Origin of the sequence: Streptomyces sp. NPDC088915 (genome assembly GCF_044749825.1) — a bacterium.
Lineage (GTDB): Bacteria > Actinomycetota > Actinomycetes > Streptomycetales > Streptomycetaceae > Streptomyces.
This window is the reverse complement of record NZ_JBIVIR010000009.1, coordinates 103,527-116,957: the sequence shown is the minus strand read 5'-3', so window position 1 is coordinate 116,957 and position 13,431 is coordinate 103,527. Positions and strand designations below refer to the sequence as shown.

10 protein-coding genes are annotated in these 13,431 nt (G+C 75.2%); 6 read left to right on the top strand and 4 right to left on the bottom strand.

Annotated features, from left to right (window positions below; genetic code table 11):
* Nucleotides 1-41: 41 nt before the first annotated feature.
* Together lanL and ACIP5O_RS18115 are read right to left on the bottom strand one after the other, a co-directional pair.
* A complete protein-coding gene (gene lanL, locus ACIP5O_RS18120; RefSeq protein WP_401294374.1) occupies nucleotides 42-2,561 on the bottom strand; it encodes a class IV lanthionine synthetase LanL in 2,520 nt (839 codons plus the stop codon).
* Between the two features lie 2 nt (nucleotides 2,562-2,563).
* The gene (locus ACIP5O_RS18115; protein WP_356613668.1) at nucleotides 2,564-2,734 is read right to left on the bottom strand and encodes an SflA family class IV lanthipeptide; all 171 of its coding nucleotides are present in this window, start codon (nucleotides 2,732-2,734) and stop codon (nucleotides 2,564-2,566) included.
* Nucleotides 2,735-3,025: 291 nt separating this feature from the next.
* Here ACIP5O_RS18115 and ACIP5O_RS18110 point away from each other — a divergent pair, with 291 nt between their 5' ends.
* The 5 genes from ACIP5O_RS18110 to ACIP5O_RS18090 all read left to right on the top strand — a co-directional run bounded on the left by ACIP5O_RS18110 (nucleotide 3,026) and on the right by ACIP5O_RS18090 (nucleotide 9,988).
* Nucleotides 3,026-3,826 carry an SDR family NAD(P)-dependent oxidoreductase gene (locus ACIP5O_RS18110; protein WP_401294371.1) on the top strand — a complete coding sequence of 267 codons (801 nt, stop codon included), beginning with the start codon at nucleotides 3,026-3,028 and terminating at the stop codon, nucleotides 3,824-3,826.
* A gap of 290 nt (nucleotides 3,827-4,116) precedes the next feature.
* Nucleotides 4,117-5,352: an MFS transporter gene (locus tag ACIP5O_RS18105; protein WP_401294369.1), complete on the top strand. Its 1,236-nt coding sequence runs from the start codon at nucleotides 4,117-4,119 to the stop codon at nucleotides 5,350-5,352.
* 47 nt (nucleotides 5,353-5,399) lie between these two features.
* Nucleotides 5,400-6,230, top strand: a complete 831-nt coding sequence (locus ACIP5O_RS18100) for an aldo/keto reductase (RefSeq protein WP_401294367.1) — start codon at nucleotides 5,400-5,402, stop codon at nucleotides 6,228-6,230.
* A 37-nt stretch (nucleotides 6,231-6,267) separates the two neighbouring features.
* Nucleotides 6,268-7,260 (top strand): alpha/beta hydrolase family protein, encoded by a 993-nt coding sequence (locus tag ACIP5O_RS18095; protein WP_401294365.1) that lies wholly within the window; start codon nucleotides 6,268-6,270, stop codon nucleotides 7,258-7,260.
* Nucleotides 7,261-7,426: 166 nt separating this feature from the next.
* Nucleotides 7,427-9,988: a LuxR C-terminal-related transcriptional regulator gene (locus ACIP5O_RS18090; protein ID WP_401294363.1), complete on the top strand. Its 2,562-nt coding sequence runs from the start codon at nucleotides 7,427-7,429 to the stop codon at nucleotides 9,986-9,988.
* On the opposite strand, the gene ACIP5O_RS18085 is transcribed toward ACIP5O_RS18090, so the two are convergent.
* A complete protein-coding gene (locus ACIP5O_RS18085; RefSeq protein WP_401294361.1) occupies nucleotides 9,985-10,662 on the bottom strand; it encodes an HAD family hydrolase in 678 nt (225 codons plus the stop codon). The two genes, ACIP5O_RS18090 and ACIP5O_RS18085, sit on opposite strands and share 4 nt — an antisense overlap.
* A 267-nt stretch (nucleotides 10,663-10,929) precedes the next feature.
* On the opposite strand from ACIP5O_RS18085, the gene ACIP5O_RS18080 reads away from it, so the two are divergent.
* A complete protein-coding gene (locus ACIP5O_RS18080; RefSeq protein ID WP_401294359.1) occupies nucleotides 10,930-12,204 on the top strand; it encodes an aromatic acid exporter family protein in 1,275 nt (424 codons plus the stop codon).
* A 25-nt stretch (nucleotides 12,205-12,229) separates the two neighbouring features.
* Here ACIP5O_RS18080 and ACIP5O_RS18075 read toward each other — a convergent pair whose 3' ends face one another.
* Nucleotides 12,230-13,396 carry an alpha-hydroxy-acid oxidizing protein gene (locus tag ACIP5O_RS18075; protein ID WP_401294357.1) on the bottom strand — a complete coding sequence of 389 codons (1,167 nt, stop codon included), beginning with the start codon at nucleotides 13,394-13,396 and terminating at the stop codon, nucleotides 12,230-12,232.
* Nucleotides 13,397-13,431 lie beyond the last annotated feature (35 nt).

The following is a 13,431-nucleotide window of genomic DNA, read 5'->3' as shown; positions in this document are numbered from 1 at the left end:
CGTTCGCGGCGGCGCGGCGGTCCGTCCACCGGGGGCGCCCGTCAGCCGGGGAGGCCGAGCCTCGGTCCGCCCCGGTCCCGCAGCCGTCTGAAGAAGGCGAGCACACCGGCCGAACCGCCGGCCCAGGTGGCACTCGACCGGACCAGGCCGGGATCCGGGAACACGGGTCGGGACCAGGTGCCGCCGCTGCGGCTCAGGATGAGCACGGCGACGGTTTCCGCCGCGTCCCAGAACTCCTCCGTCCCGGAGGCCTCCGCGACGTCCACCATCAGATCGCCCACTCCGGCCAGGCCGCAGCACTGGGTGACCAGCGGCATCCGTGGTGCCAGCGCGGCGCAGGCGCGTGCGGCCCGCTGGGCGAGGGTGAGGTACTCGGGTTCCTCCAGGTGCCGGGCGGCCCGGACCAGTACGGCGCCGATTCCGGCCAGGCCGCGGCACCAGGAGCCGTAACGGCGTGTCGCTCCCGGCGAGAGGGCCGCCGAGATGATCCCGGGCGTCACGGCGGCCAGACGGGCGGCGGCCCTTTCGGAGCGGTCGATCACGGTCCGGTCCCCGGTCGCACCGCCGTACGCGAGCAGGAAGCAGACGATGCCCGCCTCGCCGTGCGCGAGGCCTTCGCGGAGTGCGGCGGCGCCGGCCGCGCCGGAGCCGGTCGGCGTCAGCCGGGCCGTGCCGGACGCCAGCATCCGGTCGCAGTCGGCGGCGACGGCGAGGTGCCGGTCCGCGGCATCCCGGTGGCCGGACCGGAGCGCGTGCCGGGCGAGCGCCAGTCGGCCCAGGCCGATTCCGGCGGCGCCCGCGATCAGATCCGCTTCGGGAGGCCCGCCGTCCGGTGCGCGCTCCGGCAGGGCGGGGCGGCCGGGCCGTACGTCCGCTCCCGCGGCCGTCAGGAAGAGTTCGACGCCGGTGTGCCCCGTGTAGAAGCCCGGCGGCAGGTTCCTTGATTGCCGTGCCGTCCACCGCGCCAGGTCCGTGACGGCCGGTCGTACGCGAGGACGGTGCAGGTGGTGGAGGAGTTCGAGGCCGAGTCCCGAACTGCCGCCGTAGACGTCGACCGGCATGGGGGTGTTGCGGTGCGCGGCCCGTACGGGATCCACGATTCCCTGCGCCTCGTCGACACAGAACCCGGTCGTGTGCTCGATGACCTCGTCGAGCAGGCCCTCGTCGATCCGGGGCCGCGAGGGCGGGCGGGAGACGGTGGTCGTGCCGGTGCGCAGCCGGTCGGCGGCGGCGGTCCGCTCGGCCGGGACGAGGCTCAGCAGGCCGGCGACCACCGAGCGGGCCCGCCGGTGGACGCGTCCGGGCAGCGCCCGCTCCAGACAGGCCAGGGTCCGGTCCCGGTTGACCCGGTGGTCGGCGTCGACGACCACCGGATCCATGCCGGTGGCGGCGAAGAACAGGGTCGCGCCGAGGGAGTAGTGGTCGTCGGCGGGCGCGGCCGGACCGGCCGCGCGCAGGACCGGCTCGCCGTACCCGGGGGTGGCGCCCCCCGGACCGGTGCCGTCCAGCTCGCTGATCCCGAAGTCGACCAGGTGGCAGTGACCGGAGGCGTCGAGCACGACGTTGTCGGGCTTGAGGTCGCGGACGACCACGTTTCGGCGGTGGACCGCGTCCAGGACGCGGAGGAGCCGGGCCGCGAGGCCGGAGAGGGTGCGCGCGGGCCGGACGTCGTCGTCGCGGTAGGGCCCCTCCTCCTGGACCTCCCGGCGCAGGTTCCGGGCGCCGCAGTCGCTCATCACCAGGTACTCGTCCGCGTGGTGACCGAAGTAGTCCAGTGCGCGGGGCACGCCCGGCACGCCGTGGAGGGCGGTGAGGACGGTGCGTTCGTTGCGCAGCCGGTCGCGGGCGTCCGCGCCCGATTCGTCCTCGCCCACGAAGGCCCTCGCCTGTTTGACCACCACCGGCCGCTCCAGGGTCCGGTCGACCGCCCGGTAGACGTTGCCCCGCGGTGCGCGCACGATGCCGGTGGTGACCGCGTAACGGCCGCCGCCGAAGCCGGGTGCGGGTCGTTCGGCACCGTGTCCGGAGCCGGTCGCGAAGGGGTCCTCGGCCCAGGGCGGGCACCGGTAGCGACCGACGGCCAGGCCGTCGAAGATCCGGCCGTCCGGCCCGGTCATGACCGATTCGAGCCGTCCGCTCCGGCCGGTCCTGTAGTCGCCCGTGAAGGGGCCGTAGCGGTAGTAGACCGGCGCCCGCGGGTCGACCCTCCTGTCGCTGAGGACCTGCGGTCCCTCCCGGCCGCGCAGTACGGCGACGAGTTCGCGGGCGACCTCCACCACGGTGCAGGCCAGGGGGTAGACGGTGACCGCCTTTCCGACGGCGCCCCCGCTCGGCACTCCGGAGTTGATGCGGCGGAGCGTTTCCGGATCCCGGACGAACTTCGCGTGACAGACGTACCGGTCCAGCACCGGCAGGACGAGTTCCGTCACGGCCCCGAGGTCACCGGGACGCGTGGAGACGTGGAGTTTCCAGCCGTGTTCCATCGCCGGCATGCGCGGATCGTTCAGGTACGACCACGTGTCGTCGGACCGGTCGCCGCGGCCGGCGATGGAACCGGGCACCCCTACGAGTTCAGGTCGCAGGCGAAGCGGGTGGTCGCGGTCACCCAGGGATCGGCGAGACACGGGGTGTGCTCGCGCCCACCGCGGTCGTCGTCCTCGAACACGATCATCTCGTCGTCGATCTCCAACGGTCCTGCGTCGCGGAGTTCGCCGTCCTGCAGAAGGTCGGGCACGGCTACGGGCATGTGACGCCTCCATGTCTTGTCGTGCGCCGGAGCGGGCCGGCGGGGGGCGCGGGCAGGTGAACCCGCTGGGCCAAGGGCGTGCTGCACAAAGCTAGGAAGGACCGGTCGACCTGACAAGGGGGCAGGTCGCCTTTCCGGGAGAGCGCTCGGCAATGGCCGGTATTCACCCACCGTGCGGGCAGGAGGGGCGCGCGGGCGGTCTCCCGCGACCACGGTCGACCCGGCCGGACGCCGGCTTCCCCGCATCCGTTCTGCCGCCCGGGCCGGAAGCACTCTCACATGAGTGACGCGAAGCCCCTCGCCCTCGTCACCGGCGCCTCCAGCGGCATCGGTTTCGAGCTGGCCGAGCAGCTGGCCGAACGCGGCTACGACCTCGTCGTCAACGCCGAGGACGACGTGCGGCTCCGGCGCGCGGCCGAACGGATCCGGGCGGCCGGGGCGCGGGTGGAGGTGGTCCGGGCCGACCTGCGCGACCCCGAGCAGGCCGAAGCCCTCTTCGCCCGCTGCGCCTCCCTGGGCAGACCGCTCGACGTCGTCGTCCTGAACGCCGGTGTCGCACGGGGCGGCGCGTTCGTCGACACCCGCCTGGCGGACGAACTGGAGATCATCGACCTCAACGTCCGCTCCACCGTCCACCTGGCCAAGCTCGTCCTCCGCGACATGGCCGCCCGCGGCGCGGGCCGCGTCATGGTCACCTCGTCCACCGCCTCGGCGATGCCCGGCGCCTTCAACAGCGTGTACAACGCCTCGAAGTCGTTCCTGCGGTCCTTCGTCCAGGCCCTGCAGAACGAACTCGAGGACACGGGTGTCACCCTGACCTCCCTGATGCCCGGCCCGACCGGGACCGATGTCTTCCGCCGTGCCGGTATGGACGACACCAGGGTCGGCCGAATGGACAAGGACGACCCCGCCCAGGTCGCCCGCCAGGGCCTGGAGGCCCTCTTCGACGGCAAGACCGAGGTCGTCGCGGGCTCGGTCGGGACCAAGGCGCAGGCCGCGGCCAACAAGGTCCTGCCCGACGGCCTCAAGGCGCGGGTGCATCGGAAGATGGCCGAGCCCGGCTCCGGCGACGAAGAGTAGAAGTACCCGGGCGAAGCCGGAGCCGGCCGAGACCAGCGCCGCGCACGCGGGAGACGGCGCGGCGCGCCGCACCCCGCGCCGGCCGGCCGGATGCGTCAAGGCAGTACAGGCCGCCCGCTCCCCCCGTCCGCAGGAGCGCCGAACGCCCGTGCGCCTCCTGGGCCGGCCCCGCCCGCACGCAGCATCACCCAGATCCCACCATCTACCCGCGCTTGCACTTATAGCGCGCATGCAACTATTGTCGAAGCGTGCAAAGGGATCACTCAATCAATCCTGGAAGGGGGCGAGCCATGCCGCTCGCGCTACTCGCTCTTGCGGTCGGGGCCTTCGGGATAGGCACCACCGAATTCGTCGTCATGGGACTGCTGCCCGAGGTCGCCACCGATTTCGGCGTCTCCATCCCCACCGCGGGCCTGCTGGTCACCGGCTACGCGCTCGGTGTCGTCGTCGGCGCGCCGCTGCTGACCGTCCTCGGGGGCAGGGTGAGCCGGAAGCGGATGCTCATGCTCCTGATGGGCCTCTTCGTGCTCGGCAACGCGCTCTCCGCCCTCGCCCCGAGCTTCGGGCTGATGCTGGCCGGCCGCGTCGTCGCCTCGCTCGCCCACGGTTCGTTCTTCGGCATCGGGTCCGTCGTCGCCGCCGGCCTCGTCGCCCCGGACAAGAAGGCCGGCGCGATCGCCACCATGTTCACCGGCCTGACGGTCGCCAACATCGTCGGCGTGCCGCTCGGCACGTTCATCGGGCAGGCGATCGGCTGGCGCACCACCTTCGCGGTCGTCGCCGCGCTCGGTGTGGCCGGGCTGGTCGGCATCGCCCGGCTCGTGCCCGCCGTGCCCCGCCCCGAGGGCACCCACCTGCGCCGGGAGCTGAAGGCGTTCCGCAACCCCCAGGTACTGCTCGCGATGGCGATGACCGTGCTCGGCTTCGGCGGCGTCTTCGCCGCGATCACCTACATCGCGCCGATGACGACCGAGGTCGCCGGCTACTCCGACGGCGCGGTCACCTGGCTCCTCGTGCTCTTCGGCACCGGCATGTTCCTCGGCAACCTGCTCGGCGGCCGGTACGCCGACCGCGCGCTGATGCCGCTGCTGTACGCCACCCTCGGCGGGCTCGCGATCGTCCTCGCGCTGTTCACCGTGACCGCGCACGACAAGGTCCTCACCGCGCTCACCGTCTTCCTCGTGGGAGCGCTCGGCTTCGCCACCGTGCCGCCGCTGCAGAAGCGCGTCCTCGACCAGGCGCACGGCGCGCCGACCCTGGCCTCCGCCGTCAACATCGGCGCCTTCAACCTCGGCAACGCGCTCGCCGCCTGGCTCGGCGGCATGGTCATCGCCGCCGGCTTCGGCTACACCTCCCCGAACTGGGTCGGTGCCGCCCTCGCCGCCGCCGCGCTCGGCCTCGCCCTCTGGTCCGCCGCGCTGGAACGCCGGGCCCCCGCCACCGGGGCCGACTCCCCCGCCGACGAGACCGCCGGGACCGCCGGGACCGCCGGGACCGCCGACACCCGCGTCCCCGTACACCACTGACCCCTCCCCGTCACCGCACACCGCTCCGGAAAGAAAGCCGCACCCCCATGGCCCTCCCCCACGTGCCCTCCGTCGCCCTCAACAACGGCACCGAGATCCCCCAGATCGGCTTCGGCGTCTTCCAGGTCCCCGACGACGGGACCACGACCGCCGTCGCCCACGCCCTGGACGCCGGATACCGCTCCGTGGACACCGCCGCCGTCTACGGCAACGAGGCCGGCGTCGGCCGGGCGCTCGCCGCCTCCGGCATCGCCCGCGACGAGCTGTACGTCACCACCAAGCTGTGGAACGCCGACCAGGGGTACGACGCCACCCTGCGGGCCTTCGACGACAGCCTCGCCAGGCTCGGCCTCGACCACGTCGACCTGTACCTGATCCACTGGCCCGCCCCGGCCCGCGACCTGTACGTCGACACCTGGCGCGCCATCGGGACGCTGGTCGCGGACGGACGGGTCCGTACCGCCGGCGTCTCCAACTTCAACCCCGCGCACCTGGAGCGGCTGCTCGACAGCGGCGACCTCGTGCCCGCCGTCAACCAGATCGAGCTCCACCCCGGCCTCCAGCAGCGCGAGCTCCGCGCACTGCACGCCGCCCACGGGATCGCCACCGAGGCGTGGAGCCCGCTCGCCCAGGGCGCCGTCCTCGCCGACCCGGTCATCACCGGCATCGCGGACCGGCACGGGAAGTCCCCCGCACAGGTGGTGCTGCGCTGGCACCTCCAGCTCGGGAACGTCGTGATCCCGAAGTCCGTCACCCCCGCCCGCATCCGCGAGAACCTCGACGTGCTCGACTTCGCGCTCTCCCCCGAGGAGATGGAGGCCGTGGCGGGCCTCGACCGCGGTCTGCGCACCGGGCCGGACCCCGACACCCTCGACTGAACCCGGAGGGCGGCGGCGGAGACCGGTGATTCTGCCGATGCCTGCCGGGCGCCGGACGCGGAGAGTGGCCGGGCCAGTCCAGGCCCGGCCGCTCTCCGCCTCTCTGCCGGAGGGCGGCCGCCGCACGACACGAGAGGACGACTCCGTCGTGAGACGACACCTTGCCGCCACCGCCACCGCCGCCTCCCTCACCCTGCTCCTCGCCCCCGGCGTCCGGGCCGCCGACGCCGGGGGCGCCTCCGCCGCCAATCCGTACGAGCGCGGCCCCGCGCCGACCCGGGCGGGCGTGGAGGCGCTCCGGGGCCCCTACGCCGTCTCCGAGACGAGCGTCTCCTCCCTCGCCGTCACCGGCTTCGGCGGCGGCACCGTCTACTACCCGACGTCCACGGCCGACGGCACCTTCGGCGCGGTGGTGATCTCGCCGGGGTTCACCGCGTACCAGTCCTCCATCGCCTGGCTCGGGCCCCGCCTCGCCTCGCAGGGGTTCGTGGTGTTCACCATCGACACCCTCACCACGCTCGACCAGCCCGACAGCCGGGGCCGGCAGCTCCTCGCCGCACTCGACCACCTGACACAGCGCAGCGCCGTGCGGAGCCGGATCGACGCGGGCCGCCTCGCGGTGATGGGGCACTCCATGGGCGGCGGAGGGACCCTCGAAGCCGCCAAGACCCGGCCCTCCCTCAAGGCGGCCGTCCCCCTCACCGGCTGGAACACCGACAGGACCTGGCCCGAGATCACGACGCCCACCCTGGTCATCGGCGCGGACGGCGACACGGTGGCGCCCGTCGCCACCCACTCGGAGCCCTTCTACGAGAGCCTGCCGGACTCGCTCGACAAGGCGTACCTGGAGCTGAACGGCGCCACGCACTTCACCCCGAACAGCTCGAACACGACGATCGCGAAGTACGGCATCGCGTGGCTCAAGCGCTTCGTCGACGACGACACCCGCTACGAGCAGTTCCTCTGCCCGCTGCCGCGGCCCGACCTCACGATCGAGGAGTACCGGGGGAGCTGCCCGCTCGGCTCCTGACGGCTCCCCGTACCGTCCGCACGCCGTCCGTACGGCATCCGCATGCCGTACGGACGGCGTCCGCGCAACGCCTGTGCGCCGTCACAGGACGAGGCTCCCGGTTCTGGGCCACCGCCCAGGACCGGGAGCCTTCCGCCGTTCCGTACGGGTCGGTAGCGTGACCGCCGTGAGCGGAGCGACGCACGGCACCGCCCCCGGTCACCGGCTGTACGACCGCGCGGCCGAACTCGCGGCGGTGGCCCGTCTGACGGATCCCGCCGCCGGGGGCGGCGGGGTCCTGTTCGTCACCGGAGGTCCCGGGGAGGGCCGCTCGGCCCTGCTCGCCCGGGCGGCCGCCGACTTCCCGGGCACGGCGCACCGGGTCGCCGCGCCCGGTCACCGGGTGCCGTGGAGCGGCGCGCGGGCCCTGTTCGCCGCCCTCGCGCCCTCCGCTCCGGACGCACGCCGGGCGCTGCGGACCGCGCGGGGCGAGGACGGTCTCGCGGCGGCGGTGTCCGGGCTCCTCGGGGGCCGTCCGGCCCTGATCTGCCTGGACGACCTGCACCTCTGGGACGCCCATGCGCGTGCCGCGCTCGCCGTGGCGTGGCGGCGGGGGCGCGGGCCGGACCGCGGCGGGCCCCGCTGGCTCGTGTCGGCCGCCCGGCACCACCGGCCGCCCGAGGTGCCGGGGGCGGAGAGCGTACGGCTCGGGCGGCTCGGTCCGGACGGCGCCCGGGCCCTCCTCGGCGACCTGTGCGCCCCTCTCCCGGCGCCGCCGGTCGTACGGCGGCTCGTCGAGGAGGCGGCGGGGCACCCCGGTGTCCTCGTCTCGGCGGTACGGCGCCTCACCCCCGCCCAGCGCGCGGGCTCCGCGCCCCTCCCGGAGCCGCCGGTCGACGGGGCCGTCCTCACGGAGGTGTACGGCGGCTTCCTGGCGCACCTGCCCGCGGACTCCCGGCGGCTGCTCACGGCGGTGGCACTCGCGGGCCGTACCGACGCGGGCGGACGGGAAGGCGCGCACCGCCTCCCCGGTGTCGCCGTCGACGCCGTCCTCGACCTGGCACGGGCGGCGCGCGTTCCCGCCGAGCCGCTGGACGGCCTGGTCGCGGACGGGCTGCTGCGCCGCGCCGACGGCCTGCTCCGCTTCGAGGACCCGTTCCTCGGACGGGCCGTCCTCGCGTCGGCCCCGGCCTCCGGACACCACGGGGCCCGGCGGGCGGGCGCGCCCCGGCCGGCCCGTACGGCGTCGGCGCTCGCCCGGGGCGAGAGCCACCGCGCCGACCGCCTGGGACCGCCCGCCGCCGTGCGCGCCCTCGCCCCCGTGGTCCGGGGCCGCTCGCACCTCGTGCGCGGTCTGGCGGCACTGGCGTGCGGGCCGGTCATGGACGCGCACGAGGCGCTGCTGCGGGCGGCGGAGCTGCTGCGGGACCGGGCGCCGGCCGAGGCGTCCGACGCCCGGTTCCTCGCGATGGAGGCCGCCTGGGCGGGTGGCGACGTCGACGCGTGTCTGGCCGCCCTCGGCTGCGGCGGGGACGCCGGGGGGACGGAGCGGGACTTCCTCGACGGGCTCGGCGCCGCCCTGGCCGTACGGCTCGACGAGGCCCGTCCGTCCCTGGCGCGGGTGGTCGCGCGGGACGGTGCCGAGGACGATCCCCGGCTGCTGCTGCGGGCGGGGTCGGCCGCGCTGGTGCTCGGCGACACCGCGGCGGCGGCCCGGGTCCACGCCCGCGCGCTCGCCCGGGCCCGGGCGGAGCACCGCACGGCCCTGCTGCCGCGCGCCCTCGAACACCTCGCGTACGCCGAGCTGCGGGCCGGGCGGTACAGCAGGGCCGCGCGGACCGCCCGGGAGGGACTGCGGGCGGCGGAGCTGACGGGGCAGCGGAACGTGGCCGCCCATCAGCACGCCGTCCTGGCCCTGGTGGCCTCGGTGGCGGGCGACGGTCCCGCGGTGGCGGAGCACGCGGGTCTCGCCCTCGACATGGCGCGGCCGCACGGCCTCGCCCAGGCGGCGACGCTCGCGGAGTGGGCGCTGGCCCGGGCCGAGCTGGGGAGCGGTCCGGCCGCGCGGGCGGCCGCGCGGCTCGTGCCGCTCGTGCGCGCCGGGCCCCGGGGCGGTCACTTCGCGCTGCGGATGCTGGTGGTGCCCTGCTTCGTGGAGGCGGCCGTCGCGGCGGGGCGGGCGGCCGAGGCCAGGGCGGCGGCCGGGGAGTACGCGGTCTGGGCGGCGCAGGGCGTCGACCGCGCGGCACCGGCCCTGCTGGCCCGCTGCCGGGCGCTGCTCGCGCAGGGCGAGGAGGACGGGGAGGCGGCGTACTGGTTCGGCGAGGCCGTCCGCCGCCACGAGGACTGCGGCAACGACTTCGAGCGGGCCCGGACCCTCCTCGCGTACGGGACGTGGCTGCGGCGCCGGCGGCGCCCGGGCGCGGCGCGGGGGCCGCTGGGCGACGCCCTCGTCGCCTTCGAACGGGCGGCGGCGGACGGCTGGGCCGACCACGCCCGGTCCGAGCTGCGCGCCACGGGCGGCGCGGGCGGCGGGACCGCCGATCCGGCGGCGTGGGGCCTGCTCACGCCGCAGCAGCAGCGGATCGCCCGGCTCGCCGCGCAGGGCGCCACCAACCGGGAGATCGCCGGCCGGCTCGCGCTGAGCCCGCGCACGGTCGACCACCACCTCCGGAACGTCTTCGCCCGGCTGGGCATCCGCTCCCGCGTCGAACTCCCCGGTCTGGCCGGGCGGTGGGACACCCCCTAGGCGGGCGGTACGGAGGCGAAGGGGCTGGTGTCGAGGCGGGCGAGGAGGTCGGCCGGGTCGTCGTGGACGGCGGCGGCGCCCGCCCCGGTCAGATCGGCCTCGGGAATGCCGCCGCACAGCAGTCCGACGACGGTCACCCCGGCGCGGCGGGCGGCCTTCATGTCCCAGACGCTGTCGCCGACGAACACGGCCCGGTCGGCCGGCACGTCCACGAGGGAGAGGGCGTGCTCGACGGGGTCGGGGGCGGGCTTGCCCTCGTCGACGTCGTCGGAGGTGGCGGTGTCCGTGAGCGCGTCGTCCGCGTCGATCGCCCGGCGCAGGGCCTCCAGCTCGCGGCTCTTGGCCGAGGTCACCAGGACCACCTTCCAGCCGTCGCCCGCGAGCTTCCGCAGCAGGTCGGCGGCCCCGTCGAAGGCCTGGAGCCGCTCGAAGTACGTCCCGTAGAGGGTGTCGTGCGCGGTGCTCAGGCGCTCGTCGTCCGACCGGTCGCGGTCCTGTCCGAGCAGGTGGTCGAGGAGCCGTTCGCCCGGCAGACCGATGGCCCGGTGCACGGCGTGCATGGTCACCCGGTGGCCGCCCTGGCGGAGCGCCTCCCACCAGGCGACGGCGTGCAGGTGGTTGGTGTCGGCCAGGGTGCCGTCGACGTCGAAGAGCGCTGCGCGGTCGCGGTCCATGGTCGGGGTCTCCTCACGGGGCACGGGAGTGGTACGGGACGGGCACCCGGCGGCTACCCGGAACGGTTCCGTTCAGTCGCCGGCCCCGCCACCGGTCCGGCCACCGCTCCGCGCCTCGGGATTCGTCGGGGCGCGTCGGCGCGTCGGCGCGCCTTCGCGGGGCGGCACCACGGAGCATCGCGGTGCGGAGGCGTCGGGCGGGTAGGCGCGCACAAGATCGCGCCCGGCCCCGGACGCGTCCCTCGCCCACCGGAGGAGGAGTACTTCATGCCCCACCGCTCCGTATCGCTCGCCTCGCTGCGCCAGTGGCGCCTGTGGCAGTGGTGGGAGCGTCAGCGGCGGGACCCCTTCGTGGTCCAGACCCTGCGTTCCACCGCGGCGGCGACGATCTCGTACGTCGTCGCCCTCCGGCTCAGCTCCGAGCCGGCGCCGCTGACCGCGCCGCTGACGGCGCTGCTCGTGGTGCAGGTGACGCTGTACTCGACGCTCGTGACGAGTCTGCGGCGGGTGAACTCCGTCGTCGTCGGCGTCCTCATCGCCATCGCGTTCAGCGTGCTCGTCGGTCTGACCTGGTGGAGCCTCGCCATGGTCATCCTGGCGGCGCTGGTGGTGGGGCGGTTCGTCCGGGTGGAGGAGTTCGTCGCCGAGGTGGCGATCAGCGCGATGCTGGTCCTCGGGGTCACCCAGGTCGCCGACACGGCCTGGGACCGCGTCCTGGAGACCCTGATCGGCGCGATCGTCGGCATGGTGTTCAACATGGTGCTCGTGCCGCCGGTCTGGGTGGACACCGCCGGGGACTCGATCGTGGACCTGGCCCGGCGGATGCGCCAGCTGCTCCTGGGCCTCGGCGAGGAGCTCACGGACCCGGACGTGCCCGCCGAGCCCGATCCGTTCGGCGACTTCGACGGGCCGTCGTCCGTGGACCTGGCGGCGGCGCGGCTCTACGAGGCGCGGCGCCTCGACAACGACGTCGCCGACGTGGACGCGGCCCTGCGGCAGGCGGAGGACAGCCTGCGGCTGAACCCGCGCGTGAAGGAGGGGCTGCTGCACCGGATCGTGCTGCGGACGGGGCTCGACACCCTGGAGATCTCCGCCGTGGTGCTGCGGGTCCTGACCCGGACCCTGACCGACCTGGCGCGGGAGCGGGACGGGGCGGTGCTCTTCCGCCGGGAGACGGCCCTCGTCCTCCAGGAGGTGGTGCGGCACCTCGGGGACACCCTGGTGAGCTTCGCGGTCCTCGTCACCTCGCACTCCAGCTCCGGCGCGGAGACGGCGGAGAACCGCCTCGCCGAGCAGCTGGAGGCGGCCCGCGAGGCCCGCGACCGGGCCGCCGGGATGCTGAGGGCGGAGGCGGCGGACGACCCGGGGCGCTGGCAGCTGTACGGCGCCCTGCTCACCGAGATCGACCGCGTCCTGAACGAGCTGGACCCCGGCCACCGGGGCCGCCGCCTCATGGAGGAACTGGACCGGCACACGCGCGAGCGCAGGGCGCGCAGGCAGAAGGTCGTCTCCCTCGCGTCCCGCGCGCGCCGCCCCTCCTGACGGTCCCGGCGCTCCTCCCGGCGGGTCAGACGGGGCGCAGGGCTCCGTCGGCCCGCAGGTCGTCGAGGGTGGGATAGCCGTCGACGGCCATGATCAGGTCGGCCTCGGCGAGGAGCGAGCGCAGGACGTGGACGACGCCGTCCGTGCCGCCGAGGGCGAGTCCGTACGCGTACGGGCGGCCGACGCCGACCGCCGTGGCGCCGAGGGCCAGGGCCTTGACGACGTCGGCCCCGGTGCGGACGCCGGAGTCGAAGAGGACGGGCAGGCCGTCGGCGGCCTCGACCACCGCGGGCAGGGCGTCGAGGGCGGGCAGGCCGCCGTTGGCCTGGCGTCCGCCGTGGTTGGAGCAGTAGACGCCGTCGACCCCGCCGTCCCGGGCGCGCCGGACGTCCTCGGGGTGGCAGATGCCCTTGAGGAGGATCGGCAGGTCGGTGAGGGAGCGCAGCCAGGCGAGGTCGTCCCAGACGAGCGGCTTGCCGAAGATGCCGGCCCACTCCACGACGGCGGCGCGCGGGTCCTCCTCGGGGGGCTTGGGGAGCCGGGCCCGGAAGACGGGGTCGGAGGTGTAGTTGGCCAGGCAGTGGCCGCGGAGCTGGGGGAAGTTGCTGGTGGCGAGGTCGCGGGGGCGCCAGCCGGTGATCCAGGTGTCGAGGGTGACGACGATGCCCCGGAAGCCGGCCGCCTCGGCGCGGTGCACCAGGCTCTCCGCGAGGGCCCGGTCGGCGGGGGTGTAGAGCTGGAAGAGGCCGGGGGTGTCGCCGAGTTCGGCGGCGACCTGCTCCAGGGGGTCGGCGGTGAGCGTGGAGGCGATCATCGGCACGCCGGTGCGGGCGGCGGCGCGGGCGGTCGCCAGGTCGCCGTGGCCGTCCTGGGCGCAGAGGCCTATGACGCCGACGGGGGCCATGAACAGCGGGGAGGGCAGCGTCATGCCGAAGAGGTCGACCGACAGGTCGCGCCGCGCGGCGCCCACCATCATGCGCGGGACGAGTCCCCACTTGCGGAAGGCCGTGGCGTTGGCCTCCTGGGTGTGCTCGTCGCCCGCGCCGCCGGCCACGTACGACCACAGCGAGGGCGACAGCGCCGACCGCGCCTTCGACTCCAGTTCGGCGAAGGTCATCGGCAGGGCGGGGACGGTGCCGAAGAGGCCCTCGAAGTAGATCTCGTTCTGGTAGTCGCCGAAGTGCGGGGGCATGGGGCCCGTCCCTTCACGTCAGGGGCGGGCGCCCG

Bases quoted from the DNA above. Each gene is read 5' to 3' on its own strand.
- ACIP5O_RS18110 (WP_401294371.1), top strand. From the start codon at position 3,026: ATGAGTGACGCGAAGCCCCTCGCCCTCGTCACCGGCGCCTCCAGCGGC.
- ACIP5O_RS18085 (WP_401294361.1), bottom strand. From the start codon at position 10,662: ATGGACCGCGACCGCGCAGCGCTCTTCGACGTCGACGGCACCCTGGCC.
- ACIP5O_RS18095 (WP_401294365.1), top strand. From the start codon at position 6,268: ATGCCTGCCGGGCGCCGGACGCGGAGAGTGGCCGGGCCAGTCCAGGCC.
- ACIP5O_RS18075 (WP_401294357.1), bottom strand. From the start codon at position 13,396: ATGCCCCCGCACTTCGGCGACTACCAGAACGAGATCTACTTCGAGGGC.
- ACIP5O_RS18100 (WP_401294367.1), top strand. From the start codon at position 5,400: ATGGCCCTCCCCCACGTGCCCTCCGTCGCCCTCAACAACGGCACCGAG.
- ACIP5O_RS18080 (WP_401294359.1), top strand. From the start codon at position 10,930: ATGCCCCACCGCTCCGTATCGCTCGCCTCGCTGCGCCAGTGGCGCCTG.
- ACIP5O_RS18105 (WP_401294369.1), top strand. From the start codon at position 4,117: ATGCCGCTCGCGCTACTCGCTCTTGCGGTCGGGGCCTTCGGGATAGGC.